At 65.1% G+C, this 18,844-nt stretch carries 18 protein-coding genes; 4 read left to right on the top strand and 14 right to left on the bottom strand.

The genetic code is table 11. The features are described from left to right. The first annotated feature begins 16 nt into the window (after positions 1-16). Positions 17-1,183: a M20 aminoacylase family protein gene (locus PSO31014_RS11430; protein ID WP_150551727.1), complete on the top strand. Its 1,167-nt coding sequence runs from the start codon at positions 17-19 to the stop codon at positions 1,181-1,183. On the opposite strand, the gene PSO31014_RS11425 is transcribed toward PSO31014_RS11430, so the two are convergent. From PSO31014_RS11425 to PSO31014_RS11415, 3 genes are all read right to left on the bottom strand, one after another. After that, positions 1,184-2,386, bottom strand: a complete 1,203-nt coding sequence (locus PSO31014_RS11425; protein WP_150551726.1) for an aminotransferase-like domain-containing protein — start codon at positions 2,384-2,386, stop codon at positions 1,184-1,186. Positions 2,387-2,406: 20 nt separating this feature from the next. After that, a complete protein-coding gene (gene amaB / locus PSO31014_RS11420; protein WP_150551725.1) occupies positions 2,407-3,906 on the bottom strand; it encodes an L-piperidine-6-carboxylate dehydrogenase in 1,500 nt (499 codons plus the stop codon). Between the two features lie 116 nt (positions 3,907-4,022). Further along, positions 4,023-5,048, bottom strand: a complete 1,026-nt coding sequence (locus tag PSO31014_RS11415; protein WP_150551724.1) for a DUF1338 domain-containing protein — start codon at positions 5,046-5,048, stop codon at positions 4,023-4,025. Between the two features lie 167 nt (positions 5,049-5,215). Between PSO31014_RS11415 and PSO31014_RS11410 the strand changes: the two genes are divergently transcribed. After that, entirely contained in the window at positions 5,216-6,124 is a 909-nt protein-coding gene (locus PSO31014_RS11410; protein ID WP_150551723.1) for a LysR family transcriptional regulator, read from the top strand. Between the two features lie 6 nt (positions 6,125-6,130). On the opposite strand, the gene PSO31014_RS11405 is transcribed toward PSO31014_RS11410, so the two are convergent. From PSO31014_RS11405 to PSO31014_RS11390, 4 genes are all read right to left on the bottom strand, one after another. Beyond that, positions 6,131-6,790, bottom strand: coding sequence for a YitT family protein (locus PSO31014_RS11405; RefSeq protein ID WP_246176592.1), 660 nt, complete (start codon positions 6,788-6,790; stop codon positions 6,131-6,133). A gap of 134 nt (positions 6,791-6,924) precedes the next feature. After that, positions 6,925-8,022, bottom strand: a complete 1,098-nt coding sequence (locus PSO31014_RS11400) for a branched-chain amino acid aminotransferase (RefSeq protein ID WP_150551722.1) — start codon at positions 8,020-8,022, stop codon at positions 6,925-6,927. Positions 8,023-8,345: 323 nt separating this feature from the next. Beyond that, positions 8,346-9,020, bottom strand: a complete 675-nt coding sequence (yfcF, locus tag PSO31014_RS11395) for a glutathione transferase (RefSeq protein ID WP_150551721.1) — start codon at positions 9,018-9,020, stop codon at positions 8,346-8,348. Positions 9,021-9,244: 224 nt separating this feature from the next. After that, the gene (locus tag PSO31014_RS11390; protein ID WP_150551720.1) at positions 9,245-10,294 is read right to left on the bottom strand and encodes an aldo/keto reductase; all 1,050 of its coding nucleotides are present in this window, start codon (positions 10,292-10,294) and stop codon (positions 9,245-9,247) included. Positions 10,295-10,540: 246 nt separating this feature from the next. On the opposite strand from PSO31014_RS11390, the gene PSO31014_RS11385 reads away from it, so the two are divergent. Then, positions 10,541-11,512, top strand: a complete 972-nt coding sequence (locus PSO31014_RS11385; RefSeq protein WP_246176606.1) for an AraC family transcriptional regulator — start codon at positions 10,541-10,543, stop codon at positions 11,510-11,512. Here PSO31014_RS11385 and PSO31014_RS11380 read toward each other — a convergent pair. After that, entirely contained in the window at positions 11,509-11,877 is a 369-nt protein-coding gene (locus PSO31014_RS11380; protein ID WP_150551719.1) for a type II toxin-antitoxin system RelB/DinJ family antitoxin, read from the bottom strand. The two genes, PSO31014_RS11385 and PSO31014_RS11380, sit on opposite strands and share 4 nt — an antisense overlap. Between PSO31014_RS11380 and PSO31014_RS11375 the strand changes: the two genes are divergently transcribed. Beyond that, entirely contained in the window at positions 11,876-12,127 is a 252-nt protein-coding gene (locus PSO31014_RS11375; protein ID WP_150551718.1) for a hypothetical protein, read from the top strand. The two genes, PSO31014_RS11380 and PSO31014_RS11375, sit on opposite strands and share 2 nt — an antisense overlap. Before the next feature lie 13 nt (positions 12,128-12,140). On the opposite strand, the gene PSO31014_RS11370 is transcribed toward PSO31014_RS11375, so the two are convergent. From PSO31014_RS11370 to gtdA, 6 genes are all read right to left on the bottom strand, one after another. Beyond that, the gene (locus PSO31014_RS11370; protein WP_150551717.1) at positions 12,141-13,082 is read right to left on the bottom strand and encodes a 2-hydroxyacid dehydrogenase; all 942 of its coding nucleotides are present in this window, start codon (positions 13,080-13,082) and stop codon (positions 12,141-12,143) included. Positions 13,083-13,352: 270 nt separating this feature from the next. Beyond that, positions 13,353-14,696 carry an MFS transporter gene (locus tag PSO31014_RS11365; RefSeq protein ID WP_150551716.1) on the bottom strand — a complete coding sequence of 448 codons (1,344 nt, stop codon included), beginning with the start codon at positions 14,694-14,696 and terminating at the stop codon, positions 13,353-13,355. Positions 14,697-14,905: 209 nt separating this feature from the next. After that, positions 14,906-16,123: a 3-hydroxybenzoate 6-monooxygenase gene (locus PSO31014_RS11360; protein WP_150551715.1), complete on the bottom strand. Its 1,218-nt coding sequence runs from the start codon at positions 16,121-16,123 to the stop codon at positions 14,906-14,908. A gap of 40 nt (positions 16,124-16,163) precedes the next feature. Next, complete coding sequence (gene maiA / locus PSO31014_RS11355; protein ID WP_150551714.1) at positions 16,164-16,805, bottom strand: maleylacetoacetate isomerase; 642 nt, start codon at positions 16,803-16,805, stop codon at positions 16,164-16,166. A gap of 9 nt (positions 16,806-16,814) precedes the next feature. Continuing rightward, entirely contained in the window at positions 16,815-17,513 is a 699-nt protein-coding gene (locus PSO31014_RS11350; protein WP_150551713.1) for a fumarylacetoacetate hydrolase family protein, read from the bottom strand. A gap of 99 nt (positions 17,514-17,612) precedes the next feature. After that, on the bottom strand, positions 17,613-18,650 hold the full coding sequence (gtdA, locus tag PSO31014_RS11345) for a gentisate 1,2-dioxygenase (protein ID WP_150551712.1): 1,038 nt from the start codon (positions 18,648-18,650) through the stop codon (positions 17,613-17,615). Positions 18,651-18,844 lie beyond the last annotated feature (194 nt).

Below are 18,844 nucleotides of genomic sequence, written 5' to 3'. Positions count from 1 at the left end.
TTCATAGGAGTCAGTCATGACGCAGGACCTCTATTTCGCCAAGGCGCTGACGGGGTGGCGACACGCGTTCCACCGTCAACCGGAAACCGGTTTCGAGGAAGTCGGCACGTCGCAGACGGTCGCGGCCATTCTGGAGAGCCTCGGGCTTGAGGTGCACCGCGGCATCGGCGGCACGGGGATTGTCGCGAACCTGCGGGTGGGCGACGGGCGCGGCGCGATCGGCATTCGGGCCGACATGGACGCGCTACAGATCGCCGAGCAGGCGCCGGGGCGCGACTACGCGTCGCAAGTGCCGGGCAAGATGCACGCTTGCGGGCACGACGGTCATATGTCGATGGTGCTCGGCGCGGCGAAGCTGCTGGCGGCGTCGCGCGATTTCAACGGCACGGTGCGCTTCATCTTCCAGCCTGCCGAGGAGCATGGCCGCGGCGCGAAGGCGATGATTGCGGATGGATTGCTCGAACGCTTCCCGATCGATGCGATCTACGGGGTGCACAACATGCCGGGCATCGCGGCAGGTCACTTCGCCACGCGCGTCGGCGGCATCATGGCGAGCGAAGACAACTTCGTCATCCGCATTCGCGGCAAGGGAACGCACGCGGCGCGCCCGCACATGGGCATCGATCCGCTCGTGATCGGCGCGCAGATTGTCGTGGCGCTTCAGACCGTGGTGTCGCGCAGTGTCGATCCGGGGCTGTCGGCGGTGGTGTCATGCACGGAGTTCGTTACGGACGGCATTCGCAACGCCATTCCGACGAACGTCGTCATCAAGGGCGACACGCGCAGCTATTCGCCGGACGTGCAGCAACTGCTCGAGACACGCATGCGCGAGATCTGCCTGGGCGTTTGTGCGATGCATGGCGCGCATGGCGAATTCGAGTACACGCACGAGTTCGCGTCGACGATGAACTGGGCGGACAACACGGCGCTCGCCGTTCGCGCGGCACAGGCGGTGGTGGGCGAAGCGCGCGTCGACGCGGACGTCGCGCCGATGATGGCTTCGGAGGACTTCGGGGTGTTCCTGCAACATGTACCGGGCAACTTCGCGTTCATCGGCAACGGCAGCGGCGATGCGCCCGGCGCGATCCCGCTGCACAACGCTTGTTACGACTTCAACGACGCGATTCTGCCGCTCGGCGCGCGCTACTTCGCGCAGATCGTGCGCGACAGCCTGCCGCGTTGATCACAGCGTGGCACGGGTCGCGTGCATCGCACGCGCCAGTCGCGCCACACCTTCCTCGATCGCCGACACGCCGGGCGCCGCGAACGACAAGCGCAGCGATGCCTCGTCGGCATGCTCGGCAAAGAACGCCGTTCCCGGCACGAACAACACCTTCTCGGCAATCGCGTGCGGCAGCAGATCGCTCGTCTTCACTGCGGCGAGACGTGCCCACACAAACATGCCGCCCTGCGGCGCGTGGAACGCGATGGCGTCGCCCAGCGTCGCGCGCAACGCATCGCACATCGCGTCGCATTTGCGGCGATAGGCTTCCGTGATCGTCGGCAGATGGCGTGTCAATGCGCCGTCTGCCAGATATTCCGCCGCGACCGCTTGCGTCCACGGCACGCTGCATAGATCGACCGTCTGTTTCGCGACGACGCATCGGCGCGCAATCTCCGGCGGCGCGACCGTCCAGCCCACGCGCAACCCCGGGGCGACGATCTTCGACAGGCTCGAAAAGTGCACCACCCAGTCGCGCGATCCCGGCACCTCCGCCGTCAGGCCGAGTAGCGTCGGCACCGCGTCGCCCGCGAATCGCAAGTCGCCATACGGATCGTCCTCGACGATGATGAACCGGTACTCGACCGCCAGCTTCAGCAGTGCGATACGACGCTCGCGCGAGAGCGTTGCGCCGGTCGGATTGGCGAACGTCGGCACGGTGTACAGCAGCTTCGGCGCGGCGATCTTGCCCTCGTGCAGCAGCGTGCTCAGGTGTGCGACGTCCAGACCGTGCGCGTCGACAGGCACCGTCACGATCGTCGCTTGCTGCAGTCGCAACGCTTGCAGCGTCGCCGGATACGCGGGCTGTTCGGTCACCACGACATCGCCCGGCGCGATCATCACGCGCAGCAGCAGGTCCAGCCCTTGTTGCGAGCCGGTCGTCACCAGCAGCTCATCGGCCGCGCAGGGCGCGCCGCGCGAGGCCATCAGCGCGACAAGCTGCGTCTTGAGTTCGGCCAGGCCGTCGGTCGGCCCGTATTGCAGGCAGCGCGTCGGCTGCGCGAAGGCGCGAGCCTGCGCTGCGGCGAGACCGTCGACGTCGAACAGGTCGCTTGCGGGATAGCCGCCCGCGAACGAAATCATGCCCGGCTCGGACAAGTATTTGAACAATTCGCGAATCGGCGAACCGGCCGGGTTGGCGAACACGGAAGTGAAGGCGTACATGGGGGCGGCCTATCGCAACTTCACTCGATCGAGAAGTCGATGCCTTGCGCGAGCGGCAGGGCGGACGAGTAGTTGACGGTGTTGGTGGCACGGCGCATATAGCCCTTCCACGCGTCCGAGCCCGACTCGCGTCCGCCGCCCGTTTCTTTCTCACCGCCGAAGGCGCCGCCGATTTCCGCGCCGCTCGGACCGATGTTGACGTTGGCAATGCCGCAGTCGCTACCGGCCGACGACGTGAAGCGCTCGGCTTCGCGCAGATCGGTTGTGAACACGCACGACGACAGGCCGTGCGAGGCGGCATTGTTGGCGTCGATGGCTTGCGAGAAATCGCTGTACTTGAGCACGTACAGAATCGGCGCGAACGTTTCGGTGAGCACGATTTCCGTCTGCGACGGCATCTCGACGATGGCCGGCTTCACATAGAACGCGTTCTCCGCGCCCGCGACCGCGTAACGCTCGCCGCCGGTGACCGTGCCGCCTTGCGCACGTGCCTTGGCCAGGGCGTCTTGCATGCGCTTGAAGGCGCCTTCGTCGATCAGCGGGCCCATGAGCGTGCCGCGCTCCAGCGGGTTGCCGATGGCGACCTTGCCGTACAGCGTCTTCAGACGCTCGACGGTCTTGTCGTACACGCTCTCGTGCACGAACAGGCGGCGCAGCGTGGTGCAACGCTGACCGGCCGTACCCACCGCCGAGAACAGGATGCCGCGCGGGGCGAGTTCCATGTCGGCGCTGCCGGTCACGATGCCCGCGTTGTTGCCGCCCAGTTCCAGGATCGAGCGGCCAAAGCGGCGCGCGACTTCCACGCCGACCTTGCGGCCCATTTCGGTGCTGCCCGTCGCGCTCACGATGGCCGAGCGCGGATCGGCGACCAGCGCCTCGCCCACGTCGCGACCGCCGACGATCAGCGCGGTCAGGCCTTCCGGCGCGTCGCCGAATTCGGCGATGACCTCTTCCATCAAACGATTCACGGCCAGCGCGGTCAGCGGTGTCTTCTCCGAGGGCTTCCACACCACGGCGTTACCGCACACGAGCGCGAGCGCAGCGTTCCAGGCCCACACGGCCACCGGGAAGTTGAAGGCGGAGATGACGGTGCACACGCCCATCGGGTGCCACGTCTCGGCCATGCGGTGGCCCGGGCGCTCCGACGCGATGGTCAGGCCATACAACTGACGCGACAGGCCGACGGCGAAGTCGCAGATGTCGATCATTTCCTGCACTTCGCCCAAGCCCTCTTGCAGGATCTTGCCGGCTTCGAGCGTGACGAGCGCGCCCAGCGCCTGCTTGCGCTCGCGCAGCTTTTCGCCGAGCAGACGCACCAGTTCGCCGCGACGCGGTGCGGGCACGTTGCGCCATGCGGTGAACGCGGTCTGCGCGCGGGCGAGGGTGGCTTGGGCGTCGGCGACCGAGGCGCTGGCCACGCGGCCGATCAATGCGCCGTCGATGGGTGAATGCACGGCGATGTCGCCCGCTTCGGCCAGTTTGGCAATGCCCAGTTCGTTGAGGATGGAAGTCGCGTTCACGTGGATACCCCTATGGAATTCAGTGTTGGCCGCCGGTGGTGTTCACCGGTGTCGGCAGAGTGAGGTGCAGCACCGACGCACGGACATATTGTGCGCCGGACGCCACGCGTCCTCGATTACTTGGCGTTGGCCGTCATCTTGAAAATACCTTGCGCATTGCCCGCGTCGAAGCGCAGATCGATCTTCCAGCAACGCTTCGCGGTGTCGTACTCGCGATGCCGTGTGATGAATTCGTAGAACGACCCCGGCACTTCGCGCGTCACGATTTCGCCATCCTTGCCGCGGAACTCGCGACGCACGGCGTCGGCACGATAGGCCGTCTGGAACACGCGACCCGAGCGCGAACGCTCGACGTCGGGCTTCATCGGGCGGCCCTTGGCCTTCTCGGCGTCGGACAGCGCGAACACGTCGTCGACACGGTCGGTCGCATGATTGAACGCATTGCCTTCGGTCGCGATCCAGGCCATTTCGGCGGATTCCGCCAACAGCAGTTCGTAATCGGCTTCGCTCGGAACGTCGTGCTGACGGGCAAACGCGCCAACGATCACCGGCAGCAGCGCTTGAGCGCTTTCGAGCGGCAGCGTGCCGTCGCGCTCCAGTTCCCAAAGCTGACCGGCGGCCGCAGGCGTGAGCGGATCCTTCGACGTGCCGACCACACGCGACACGGCTTGCTGGAACGTCTCGGAGAAACGCTCAGGATGCAGCTCGCTCACGAAGAACTGCGAAATCTCTTCAGGGGCGTCTTCGTGCGCATAGGCTCGACCCGTCATGCCGAGACGGTCGAGCGGATAGCGACCGTTCAGACGGAAGCCCAGCGGGCGCAAAATGCGCGTGAAGGCCGCTTCGCCCGGCGGCAGGGCGCCGTTACCGGCCCAGCGCACGGTGCGCAGCGCGCCGTGATCGAAGTAGACGCTGCCACCGCCCGCAATCGCTTCTTCGGTGTAGGTGCGGCCGTTGGCCGAACGCGCCAGCAGCCCTTCGAACAGGGCCATGTTCATGGCCTGCGCGAGTTCGGCACGTGTCACGCACCCCGGCTCGGCATCCGCCAGGATCGACGGCGAATTGAGTGTCGCGAAGAGCGCGTCGGTACGCGCTTGCCCGATCAGGGAAACCAGCAGGGACTGCACATTGGCATTGCGCATCGGATTATCTCAAGGGGGGAACGCCGTCTTAGGCGGCATCGCAGGGTGTCAGGGCATGGCAGGGAACGCCTTACCCCATGCCATCTTGCATTGACAGCATTATTGGAATGGATGCCTCGCTCGTAAAGCGAGATAAAATTGCCACTTGATGCGTTTTTGGAATCAATATGCGCAAATTCAAGACCCCCGGCACGGCGGCGCTGCTGGCGTTCGAGGCTGCGGCCCGGCACGAAAGCTTTACGCACGCGGCGCGCGAGCTGTTCCTGACGGAGAGTGCCGTGTCACGTCAGATCGCTACGCTGGAGGCGCAACTGGGGGTGCGCCTGTTCGTTCGCGCCAAGCAGCGCGTGGTGCTCACCCGCGCCGGACGCCTGTACGGCATGCAAGTGCGCCGCACGTTGGAGCAGCTTGATCGAGACACGCTCTCGATCATGGCGCACGGCAGCGGCGGCGGATATTTGGAGTTGGCGGTGCTGCCGACGTTCGCGTCCGAGTGGTTGATTCCGAGAATGAAGGATTTCGACGAGCGCCACCCCGAGGTTCGGGTGAACATGGGGGTGCACACCGACCTGTTCACGTTCGACGAGACGCACTTCGAAGCGGCCATCCATTTCGGGCAACCAACCTGGCCGGGCACGTCGTCGGATTATCTGTTCGGTGAGGAGGTGGTGCCGGTGTGCCGACCGTCGTTGCTCAAAGGGCCGGTTCGCACGGCCGCCGATCTGCTCGAGTATCCGCTGCTGCACTCGACGACACGCCCCAGTGCCTGGACCCAATGGTTTGCGGAGCAACGCATCGAGGACCATCGGGCGCTGCAAGGGGTGCGCTACGAGCTTCACACAATGCTCATCGCGGGCGCGGCCGCTGGACTCGGCATCGCGCTGGTGCCGAAATTCTTCGTCGAAGGACAATTGGCCAACTTTGGCCTGACGATTCCGGTCGACGTGAAGAGCGTGGCCGAGTCGGCCTACTACCTCGTCTATCCGACGGAACTCACGCACGGGCAGCCACTCAGCGTGTTCCGCGAGTGGCTGTTGACACAGGCCAGCGCCTATCGCCCGGACGCGACCGGCTGACGCGGCTCAGCGTCCGGTGTAACGGCCCGGCCGGTGCCAGGCGACCACCATGGCGCTCATGGCGAGCGCCGACAGTGCCGACCAGGCAACGCGTCCCGCGGGGATCGTGGTGAGCGAGGCGAGCAGAATCGTCGTGTCGATGCACGACTGGGTAATGCCCGCGTTGATGCCGCGCTCGCGTTGCAGCCACAGCGTGACGATGCCTGTGCCGCCCACGCCGGCCCCGTGACGCGCGAGCGCCAGAATCCCCATGCCACACAGCGTGCCGCCGACGAACGCGGCGAACAGTGGATTGACGAAGGCGACGTTGAACGTTTGCGGCATGGCCGCGAGGGCAAAGGTGATGCCGACGCTCGCGACGGTGGACTTGAGCGCGAAGCGCGGGCCCATCGTGACGTACGCGAACAGGAAAAACGGAATGTTCACCAGCGTGAAGATGGTGCCCACCGGGAGGGGAAAGACGTAGGACGCGAGCAGTGCAATGCCGGCCACGCCGCCGGTGACCAACCCGGCTGCCTTGAGCAGCACCAGCCCGACCACCACGAATGCCATGCCGATGACCATCGCATAGATGTCTTCGAGCACGGAGTGCGGAACGCCGATTGTGTCGGCTGCCGCGAGGGCGCTGCGGGGGCTGCCCGCCATGGCGCCTGGATTCTGTTCCATGATCTGCAAGTCAAATACAACAAGACGGCGCGCCCGACTCTCCTGGTGTCGTGGCGCGCCGCCGATGATTTCCCGCATCGCTGTCTCGGGCGATGCGCAACTTCACAACTTGTTATGTGGACAACGTCCGTCGATCAGGCGACGTGGTGCACCCAGCCGAACGGATCGGCGACCTTGCCGCGTTGAATGCCCGTGAGCTGATCGCGAATACGCTTGGTGACCGGGCCTTCGCCGCCGTCGCCGATGTTGAACTCGCCCTTGGCGTGACGCACCTGGCCGATGGCCGTGACGACCGCCGCCGTGCCGCACGCGAACGTTTCCTTCACACGGCCGCTGGCCGCGTCGGCTTGCCACTGGGCAAACTCGTACGGCGTTTCGTTGACCGTCAGGCCGTCGCGCTTGGCCATTTCGATGATCGACGCGCGCGTGATGCCCGGCAGAATCGTGCCGGCGAGCGGCGGGGTCTGGAGCGAGCCGTCGTCCATGACGAAGAAGACGTTCATGCCGCCGAGCTCTTCGATCCAGCGATGTTGCGCAGCGTCGAGGAACACGACCTGATCGCAGCCCTTGCCGCTGGCTTCGGTCTGCGCGATCAGGCTCGCCGCGTAGTTGCCGCCGCACTTGGCGGCGCCCGTGCCGCCTGGGGCGGCGCGCGTGTACTGGTCGGATACCCACACGGTCACGGCCGACTTGCCGGGCTTGAAGTAGGGGCCAACCGGGCAGGCGATCACGCAGAAGATGTACTCATGCGCGGCGCGCACGCCGAGGAAGCTCTCCGACGCGAACATGAACGGACGGATATAGAGGCTGCTGCCTTCCGTGCCCGGGATCCATGCGCGATCGATGTCGACCAGCTTTTCCACGGCTTCGAGGAACACGGCTTCCGGCAACTTGGCCATCGACATGCGCTGGGCCGATTCACGGAAACGCTTGGCATTGGCTTGCGGGCGGAACAGCGAGATCTTGCCGTCTTCGCTGCGATAGGCCTTCATCCCTTCGAAGATTTCCTGCGCGTAATGCAGCACGGCGCATGCCGGATCGATCTCGAACGGACGGCGGGCCTCTACCTTCGCGTCGTGCCAGCCCGTGCCCTCGGTCCAGCGGATCGTGACCATATGATCCGTGAATACGCGGCCAAACACCGGGTTCGCCAGCTTGGCGGCGATCTGGTCGGCAGGGGTGGGGTTGGCGTGCGGCTCCACGACAAAACGCAATTGATTATCGGCGCTCATGTTTCTTGAATGTCTCGGCAGAGGGGGCTTCAGTCGTCAGTGCCGTTAACGTAAACGGCAAGGTGGCCCTATTTTCCTCCTTTAGCCCCCTGCCTGTCGACTGAATTCACCACCCGCGCCGTCACAACATCATTCAGAGGGCAATGGCGCCGATAAAAATCGGAAATTGGCCGATTTTTAGAAGGAAAGTGCGAGATTTGTCGATATTCCCGCGAAATGACGGTTGCCGCCGTTCGTCTCCACGAAGGACAGCAACGTGTCAAACGGCGTTTTCGTTTATCAGGAGGGAGCGACTGGGTTATTCGTCCAGGGCGACGGCCCCCTCAGGCCGCGGCCCTGCCGTCGATGCTGTCGCCCGGACGCGGCGGGCGCGTCATCGCCAGCCATTCCTGCACGGCCGGTCGCGCGAATTGGCGGCGGGCATACTCGACCAGTGCCGCAGGCACCACGTCGTCGTTGTACACGAGACGGTTGATCATCAATGCGAGATCGACGTCTGCGATGCACGCCTTGTCGAACAGCGACATGCGGCCGTCGGCCAGCAGGTCCTGGGCAATGGCGATCAGCTTGCTCGCGGCCGCGCGACCTGCGTCGGAGAGGGGTTCGTCCACTGGACGGTAGAAGATCACTTCGGTCGAACGCGCTTCTCGCAAGGCGCCCAGATCGCTGCGCAGCCACGCCTGCACCTGACGCGCGCGAGCCCGCTCGCGGGCATCTGACGGATACACGGGCACCTCGGGGAAAATCGTCTCGATGTATTCAGTGATGGCCGACGATTCGGACAGCGTGAAATCGCCGTGCACGAGCGTGGGTACGCGACGCGTGAGCGATAGGTTCGCAAAGCGGGTCTCATAATGCGCGCCCTGCACGAGATCCACGGTTTGCAGATCAAACGACAGACCTTTCTCACGTAGCGTGACGAAGACCGACAGTGCATAGGGGCTTGTGAATCGAGCGTCGACATAGAGCGTGAGCGAGGCGGGGGCAGCGGCTGACAAGATGGACTCCTGTTAAAGGGATGTGCGGACGATGGTCTGGATTGCCCAACGCACGCGGTAATAAGCTACCGCAAAAATCGCCAATAAGGCGCGATCCATGTTCACACCTTGCCGCCACCCGGTCGCGAGAATTTTTCGTCGTGCCGTGAGCACAGTGCACCGCTCGCGCGGTGCACTGTGTCTCGCTCACTGCGCTTCTGCGCGCATTGACGGATTCCCGACGTTCACAGCAGCCCGGCTTCGGCGAGCTGGGCGCGGCGCGGGTCGCCTTGGCGCGAGAGCATCCAGCCGGGATACTCGCTCGGCAGCGCGCTGGCCCCATCGATGGCCGACAATTCGCGCGCGCTCAGCGTGACACGCGTTGCCGCAATGTTGTCGTCGAGCTGATCGGCCCGCTTGGCGCCGATGATGACCGTCGAGACGACCGGCTGGGCAAGCAGCCAGGCGAGCGCGATCTGCGCGACCGACACGCCCTTCTCGGCGGCGATGCCACGCATGACGTCGATGACGTCGTAGGCACGCTCCACGTTGACCGGCGGGAAGTCGAAGGTTTGGCGGCGGCTGCCCGCTTCGGTCTGGCCGTCGCGCGTGTACTTGCCCGAGAGCAGGCCACCGGCAAGCGGGCTCCACACCATCAGGCCGACGTTTTCGCTGCGCAGCATCGGCACGATCTCACGTTCGAGATCGCGTCCGGCGACCGTGTAGTACGCCTGCAGCGACGCGAAACTCGCGAGGTTCAGCCGCGCCGAAATGCCCAGCGCCTTGGTGATCTGCCAGGCCGCCCAGTTCGAGACGCCGATATAGCGGACGTGCCCTTGACGCACCAGTGTGTCGAGCGCGCCGAGGGTCTCTTCGATAGGCGTGGCCGGATCGAAGCCGTGCACCTGGTACAGGTCGATGTGATCGAGTTGCAGGCGTTTGAGACTGGCCTTGATGCCGTCCATGATGTGATAGCGCGACAGGCCGCGCGAATTGGTCCCTTGTGCGCCCGTGGCGCCGAAAACCTTGGTCGCGACCACGACGTTATCGCGCGGCACTTTGAGATTGCGCAGGGCTTGGCCGGTGAGGATTTCCGACTGACCTTCCGAATAAACATCGGCGGTGTCGACGAAGTTGATGCCGGCATCGAGCGCGCGACCCACGAGTGTGTCGACGTCGTGTTGCTGCAAATGGCCGATCTTGCTCCACAGTTCGCCCTGTCCGCCGAAGGTCATCGTGCCGAGGCACAATTCCGAGACGAAGAGGCCGGTATTGCCGAGTTTTCTTTGTCGCATTGCATTGCTCCGTTGAAATGGCTGCCCGTCGCAGGGGACCGTCAGGGAGGGGCGACGGTTTGCACGGGATGGGAGAAATTATGCGTCGAGGCGCATCTAGCGAGCAGTACCTGTTCCTGCACATTTCCTGCCTGATCGTGTGAATCCCGGGTCGGAGGATCGGGCAAGCGAATGTGACGAGGGTATGCTGTGCAGCATTGCGGCCGTGAGGTGGGGATCGGCCGCCTCTGGAGTGAGGGCATGGTCATGCATTTGGTCAAGACTGAGCCGCGCGAGGCCTTGCCGCGCGGGCTCGAGGGGGATCCGTCGCGCGCCGCGCGTACCGAACTGGTGCACCTGCTGGAGCGTGCGGCGCACGGCTTGGAGGGCACGACGCCGACGGCGGTGGAGGGCCTGTTCGTCCATCGGATCCTGCATCCGGGCGGCCCGAAGCCGGCGCTTCAGCAACCGGCGTTCGCCGTCATCGCCCAGGGCGAGAAGCGCTTGCGGATCGGCGACGAGGATTACGCGTATGACCCGATGCACTACCTGGTGTCGTCGGTGCATTTGCCGGTGGTGGCGCAGGTGTCGGGGGCGAGCGAGCAATCGCCGTATCTGGGCATGCGCCTCGACCTGGTGGCCGAGGATGTGACGTCGCTCATCGGCGACGAACATTTGCCGCCGCCGGCGCCTTCAGCGAGTGGGCGTGGCATGTACGTCAATCGGCTGGACGCGGCGTTGCTCGACGCGGTGTTGCGATTGTTGCGCTTGCTGGACACACCGCGCGACATTCCGATCCTGGCGCCGATGATCAAGCGAGAGATCGTCTATCGATTGCTGATGAACGGTCAGGGGGTGTTGCTGCGGCAGATGGCGTTGCAGGACAGCCAGATGAATCGCATTGCGCGCGCCGTGCGATGGTTGCGCGAGCATTACGCACAACCGTTGCGCGTGGAGGCGTTGGCGCAGGAGGTGCACATGAGCGTGTCGTCGCTGCATCACCACTTCAAGCTGGTGACGGCCATGAGTCCGGTGCAGTACCAGAAGCAGTTGCGCTTGCAGGAGGCGCGGCGATTGATCTTTGCGGCGGACGTCACCGTGGCGGCGGCAGCGCAGACGGTGGGGTATGAAAGCGCATCGCAGTTCAGCCGTGAATATGCGCGCGTGTTTGGCGAAGCGCCGCTGCGCGACAAACGTCGCTGGTTGCAGGAGGGGGAGGCGGGCGCGCCACGAAGCTAACCTTTTTGGGAACTGCGTTTGCGTGCGGCGGCACGGCGTGCGGCGAAATGGGATTCGACGTCTTCGTCGGGAATGGCTGGACGTGTGTCTTCCAGCGCTTCCAACACCTTTCGCTTGAACCATGCATCGTGAGCGTCGGGATCCGTGACGAAACCAAAAGGTAGCGCACCTTCGTTGGCAATGCGCGTGAGTAAAATCCGAACTACATCGGAAACGGTCAACCCCAACTTGTCGAGTACGGCAGTGGCGCGTTCCTTCAGTTCGGGATCGATGTCGTCGCCAATCCCCGCGACCCGCGTCGCACGATGACCCGGCTGGTTGTAAAATCGGTGACGTTGCCGACTTGTCCGCAGGAGGCCCGTCATGCTGTCGATCCACACCGGTTTCGTCGTTTGTCCCACTTGTAAAGCCCGCTTCCCCGTCGCGGCGAGCGAGCCCACCGTCCAGGCGCTTTATGACTATCTCCACTCGGAGGCCGAAGTGAGGTGCCCCACGTGCGAGACCGCCTTCACCACGGGCAGCGCTGTCAGCAGCATCGAGTTCGAGCCGGTCAACGACGGCGTCACGCTCTCGCCGTCGCCCGTGCGAAGTATCGACGGGCTCGACAATCACTGACGCCATTCGCCACTCACAGCGGCGTCAACACCGGCTCCCCGGCCTGGAAGCGGCGCGTATTTTCGAGAAACAGGGCGAGCGTGGCGGCTTCCGCTTCGGGCGAGCGGCCAGCGACGTGCGGACTGAGCACCACATTCTCCAAGTCGATCAGTGCCGCAGGCGGCGACGGCTCGCCCTCGTAGACATCCAGCCCGGCACCCGCGATGGTGCCGTCGCGCAATGCGTCCGCCAGGGCGGCCGTGTCGACGACGCTGCCACGTCCAAGATTGACCAGGAAGCCGTGCTCGCCCAGCGCGCGCAACACCTCGGCATTCACGAGGTGATGGGACTGCGCGCCACCCGGAGCGGTTACGACGAGATAGTCCGCCCATTCGGCCAGCGCCAGCACGCTGTCGAAGTATTGATAGTGCGCGGGCGCGTCGTCGCGACGGTTGCGGTTCCGGTAGCCGATCTGCATATCGAAGCCCTCACCGCGTTTGGCGAACTGACGGCCGACCGCCCCCAGCCCCACGATCCCCAGCTTCTTGCCCGACACGCCCGGTTGCATCGGCAGCGCGTCGCGCCACACGCCCTTGCGACAGGCGGCGTCGTACGCCGGAATGCGGCGCACGGCAGCAAGCAGCAGGGCAAAGCCCTGATCCGCTACCGTCGGCGCATTCGCACCGGCACCGTTCACGGCCACGATATTGCGCGAACGCATGGCGGCGACGTCCAGATTCTCGTAGCCGGCGCCCAGCGCGCTGACCAACGCCACGTTCGGCAGATGCGACAGCTCGGCGGCGCTCAGACCTCGCGCGCCGTGGGTCAGCACGAAGCGCGCCCGCTCGCCGTCGGGCCCCCAGCCTTGCGGCGCGGGGTGATAGCTCGGGTGGTAAGCCACATCGAAATGGGTTTGCAGTTCGGACAACTGCTCGGGGTGCATCGGGATCAGGACCAGCAATGGGGGCAACGACACCTTCAATCTCCACAGGGGAATGGGGGCTCGCGGCGCAGCGTCGCAATGACGCGGGTGCCCAATGGACACCTCGAATTCGCCGACAGTCGACACTGTATGCCTATCCGCGACGATTTGCGCGACGCAGCACGCCACGCGACCTGCTTGCTGTCGGGATTCCCCGACCGGAAACGCACGCGGGCGCCATCGCGCAATGCGAATGGCGCCCGCTCAAGCCGGAGACCCGCGGCAGTGTGCGTTACGTATGCCTTGTTGCGTGGGCCGAAACGCCTAGGCCGTGGCTTGCACCGCAAGCCTGGCCTGATGGTGACGCACACGGCCCAGCGTGAGCATCGTCAGACCGGCGAGCACGGCGGGCACGCCAATGGCGGCGAAGAGGGCCGGCATCGACCAGCCCATGGCAAGCATCGACGCACCGCCGACCGAGCCGACCACCGAGCCCAGACGCCCGACACCATTGGCCCAGCTCACGCCCGTGGCGCGGCAGTCCGTGGGATAGAAACCGGCGGACAGGGCGTTCGCGCCGACCTGACCGCCCGACACGCAGAACCCGGCCCAGAACACGGCCACCGACGCGAGCACCGGTGAGCTGGCGACAGGGCCGACAGCGGCGACACACACGCCCGCAAGCACGTAAGCCGCGGCGAGCACGTAGTGCGGGTTGAAGCGGTCCATCAACCCGCCGAGCACGATGGCGCCGAGCGTGCCGCCGACCTGGAACATCGCAGTGACGATGGCGGCGTTGCGCAGCGTCAGGCCATTGGTGCGAAGCAGCGTGGGCAACCAGCTCGAGAGCAGATAGATCACGAGCAGACTCATGAAGAACGTGATCCAGAAAAGCAGCGTGCCGCGCAGCAATTCAGGTTTGAACAGATGCTTCACCGGCGACGTGGTCAACGGCTTCGTCGCGACATTGAACGTCGCGCCACGCAGATCTTCGTTCGGCGCGATGCGTTGCAGCGATGCCGCGATGCGCTCCGGCGATTTGCCCGCCATCACGAGATAGCGCACCGATTCGGGCAGCGCGCGCATCAGCACCACACCGAGCACGAGCGGCATGACGCCGCCCACGATCAGCACGGCGCGCCAGCCGAAGGCGTCGATCAACCCGGCCGAGGCGAGACCGCCCAGCGCCGAGCCGAGCGTGAAGCCGCAGAACATGGTCGTCACGAGGAACGAACGGCGCGACTCAGGGCAGTACTCCGACGTCAGCGTGATCGCGTTCGGCATCGCGCCGCCGAGGCCGAGGCCCGTCAGAAAGCGCAATGCGATCAGTTGCCACAGTTCCATCGACCCTGCGGACGCGAGACTCGCCAGACCGAAGAACAACACGGAGAAGATGAGAATGGTCTTGCGGCCAAACTTGTCGGCGAGCGGGCCGAACAGGAATGCACCGGCCATCAGGCCCGCAAGCCCGGCGCCGAAAAGAGGCGCGAGCAGCGCCGGGGTGAGCGACCATTCGGCGCGAATGGCAGGGGCGATGAAGCCGATGGCGGCCGTGTCGAAACCGTCGATGGCGACGATCAGGAAGCACAGCACGACGATCATCACCTGGAAGGGCGAAATGCGATGCCGGTCGATGAACGCCGTCACATTGATGGGGGTGGCTGGCATGGGTTGTCTCCTCAGGGTTGCCAGAAGCGGCGCGGCAAGTCGGCCGTCGTCGCCAAAACGTGTTGCAGTGATTGTTGTTATTAGTGCTGCCGAGCCCCCGCATCGCGAGACGCGAGGCGAGGGGGTGCCGCGCGACGGTGTGGGACCGTCGCGTGGCGGGATGCCCGGATGCCGGGCGGTGAACGCAGGGGTAGGGGCGTGGTTAGGGCTCAGGCCTCAGCCAGCCACGGGGTTTGCGACAGGCAATGCTCGGCGCGCCAGCCGTGCAGCCATTGCAGGGCGTCGTAGAACTGCGTTTGCGTGCGGCCCTTCCACAGCGAGTTGCGCACCCAACGATCCACCCCCTTGGCGTGGTAGACACGGCCCATGTCGCGTGCGCCGTAGAGCACGCGGGCGGTGCGGGGAATACGGGCGTGCTCGTAGCGGCGGAAAGCGTCGACGAAATCGCCGTTGGCCGCCGCGTAGGCGGCACCGAGCGTGACGGCGTCTTCCAGCGCCTGGCACGCGCCTTGCGCGATGTACTGCGTCATCGGGTGGGCGGCGTCGCCCAGGATCGTGGCGCGGCCGAAGCTCCACTGCGCGACCGGATCGCGGTCGGCGGTGGCCCAGCGTCGCCACGACGTCGGACGGTCGAGCATCTGATGCGGCAGCGCATCGATGCCTTCGAAGTACGACAGCACTTCTTCCTTGCTGCCGTCGCGTACGCCCCAGACTTCCTGCTCGCGGCTGTGGAACGTGACCACGAGGTTGTATTGCGTGCCGCCACGCAGCGGGTAATGCACGAGGTGGCAGTTCGGTCCTGCCCAGACGACCGGCGCGTTGACCTGCAAGTCTTTCGGCATGTTCTCGACGTCGACGACCGCGCGATACACCACGTGACCGGTCACGCGCGGTTCGTCGCCGATCAGCACGGCGCGCACGGCGGACTTCACGCCGTCGCAGCCGATCACGGCGTCGGCCGTATGGCGCTCGCCATGCTGGTCGGTGACGGTGACGCCCGTGTCGTTCTGCGTCAGCGAGACGACACGCGTCGCGGTGCGGAACTGAATCAGGGGATTGCGCTGTACCGCCTCGAGAATCGACAGATGGATGTCGGCGCGGTGGATCACGGCGTACGGATTGCCGAAGCGCTCGCGATACGGCGCGCCGACGTCGACTTGCGCGATGATGCTGCGGTCGATGGCGTCGCGCAGGGTGATGTGGTCGGTGAAGACCGAACGACCGCGCGCCGCTTCGCCAACGCCGAGGGCGTCGAGCGCCGCGAACGCATTGGCGGCGAGCTGAATGCCCGCGCCGATCTCGCCGATGGTCTCGGCCTGCTCCAGCAGTTCGATCTGAACGCCCTGATTGGCGAGCGCGAGTGCAGCCGCCAGGCCGCCGATGCCACCGCCAACGACCAGCGCTTTGGGTTGAGAGGTTTGACTCATGGTTGTCTCCTGCGGCCTGTCCAGCCGTTCTGGGTGGAAATCAGGCCGTGTAATCCGGCTGACGATTGGGTGCGGCCGCGAGGAAGGCCGGATGTGTCTCCGCCTGGGCGTAGACCGTCATCGCTCGCGGATACGCCGACAGGTCGCAACCCATTCGCTGGGCATTGGCGATTTGCGGAATCAGGCAGACGTCGGCAAGCGTCGGTGCATCGCCGAAGCACCACGCGCCGTGTCCATGCTTGCCGAGCAATCGCTCCACGCCTGCCATGCCCTCGTCGATCCAGTGGCGGTACCACGCATTCTTTTGCTCGACACTGAGGCCCAGCGGGCCCTGCAGATACTTCAGAATGCGCAGGTTGTTCACCGGGTGCATGTCGCAACTGACGAGCATCGCCAATTCGAGCACGCGGGCTCGTGCCTCGATGTCCTGCGGCACCAGACGCGGCTCGGGATATTTCGCGTCGAGATAGTCGAGGATGGCGAGCGACTGGCCGAGCGCGATCTCGCCGACGATCAGGGCGGGCACGCTGGCCGACGGATTGACCTCGTCGACATACGCGCCGGCGCGATGCTCGCCGGCGCGGATATTCACCGGAATGGTGTCGAATTCCAGCCCCTTGAGCGCGAGCGCAATACGCACGCGATACGACGTCGAGCTGTTGAAGAAGCTATAGAGCTGCATGACGATGCCTCAGACCACGCGCACGGTGATCTCGCCGAGTCCTTCCACGGCGGTGACCATCGTCTCTCCGGCCTTGACCGGGCCCACGCCTTCGGGCGTGCCGGTGTAGATCAGATCGCCCGGCTCGAGACGGAAGAACTGCGACAGGTACGAGACCGTTTCCGCCACCGACCAGATCAGATGCGTGACGTCGCTTTTCTGCTTTTGCACGCCGTCGACCGTCAGCGAAATCGCGGCCTTCTCGATATGACCGACGCTCGACACCGGATGGATCGGACCGATCGGGGCCGACGCATCGAACGCCTTGCCGATTTCCCACGGACGGCCCATTTCGCGCATCTTCATCTGCAGATCGCGGCGCGTCATGTCGAGGCCCACGGCGTAGCCCCAGACATGTTCGAGCGCCTGCTCGAGCGCAATGTCCGAGCCCGCCTTGCCGATCACGGCGACCAGTTCGGCTTCGTAATGATAGTTGGTCGTCTGGGCGGGATACTTCAACGTGAGCGTCTCGCCGTAGGCCACCGGCAGCACGGCATCGGCCGGCTTGCAGAAGAAGAACGGCGGTTCGCGCTCGGGATCGAAGCCCATTTCGCGGGCATGCGCGGCGTAGTTGCGGCCAACGCAGTACACCCGGCGCACGGCGAACTGATCGGCGCTGCCGACAACGGGAATGGCGACGGTAGCGGGCGGAGCGAAGACGAAGGACATAGGGTTTGACTCGACGAATAAAGGATAGGGCAGAGGCCGCGCGCGCCGCTCATGCGGGTGTTCGGCGCGCGGGGCCGACAAGTGAGCGTTGGGTTGGCCTCAGGTGCGCGACTCGCGCAGCAGGTTCAGGGCGGCGAGCACGGGCCGATCCGAATAACTGAACAGCACGGCGTCTTCGAGGGCGGCGAGCTGCACCGGTGCCCACGAGGGCACGACAAAGTGATCACGCGGCTCGAACTGGAAGACTTCGTCGCCAATGCGCACCGTGCCGCGACCCTCGACCACCGAAAAGACGGTCGCATCGGTGCTGCGATAGGTCTTGCCCTGGAAGCCGGCGGGCAGGTATTGCATGAACGTCGCCATCGTCGGCATCGGCCAGCCGCCGGTCGCCGGATTCACGTAGCGCAGCTTGATGCCGTCCCACGGATCGAGTTCGCCGTTGCGGTACAGCGTGTCGAGCGCTTCGCGCGAGCGGGCATACGGATAGCTGAAGATCGGCGAGGTCGGATCGCTGACCTTGTGATGCACCGGCAGCATGTTGTTGCCGTAACGCGCGAAGCTGTCGCCTTCGGGGCGCTGCACCGGCTGTTGCGACTCGGGGTAGTTCTCGGCAAAGCCGGCGTCGAAGTACTGCACGAGCGGAATATCGAGGCCGTCGAGCCACACGACCGGCTCGCCATCCGCCGGGTTGCCGTGGTCATGCCACGTCCACGACGGCGTGATGATGAAGTCGCCGGGGTGCATCGTGGTGCGCTCGCCGTTCACGGCCGTCCACGCACCGCGACCTTCCACGATGAAGCGCAGGGCCGATTGTGTATGGCGATGGCTCGGTGCGATCTCGCCCGGCAGAATGAGTTGCAGCCCGGCGTAAAGCGACCCCGTGATGCTAGACGAGCCCGGCGTTCCCGGGTTCTGCAAGACCAGCACGCGACGCACGGCCTCTTCGGCGCTGATGACGCGTCCCGCTTCCATCACGAGCGGGCGCACTTCGTTGTATTTCCAGAGGGCGGGCACCACGCGCGGGCGCGGCTGCGGGGGCACGAGACTGTGCAGCGACTCCCACAGCGGGGCCATGTGGTTGTGGCCGATGTGTTCGTAATAGGCAGCGCGTTCGGCGCTGGGGGCGCGTTCGGACATGCGTGTCTCCGTGTCGGTATGGGGCCCGGTCAACTCGTCTGACAAGCGCGGCCGACGAGGGCTTGCGGGTCTATGAGTAGCGTTATACTCGGCGAGACATATTCTTTGAAATGAATAAATCATCGGATCCATACGAAAAATAGTATGGATTGGGTGGTTTTTGGGGCGTCCCGAGGAGGCCCCGGAGACTTCGT

Source organism: Pandoraea soli, from assembly GCF_902459595.1.
In the GTDB taxonomy this organism is placed as follows: Bacteria; Pseudomonadota; Gammaproteobacteria; order Burkholderiales; family Burkholderiaceae; genus Pandoraea; species Pandoraea cepalis.
This window is presented reverse-complemented; position numbering and strand designations above follow the sequence as displayed.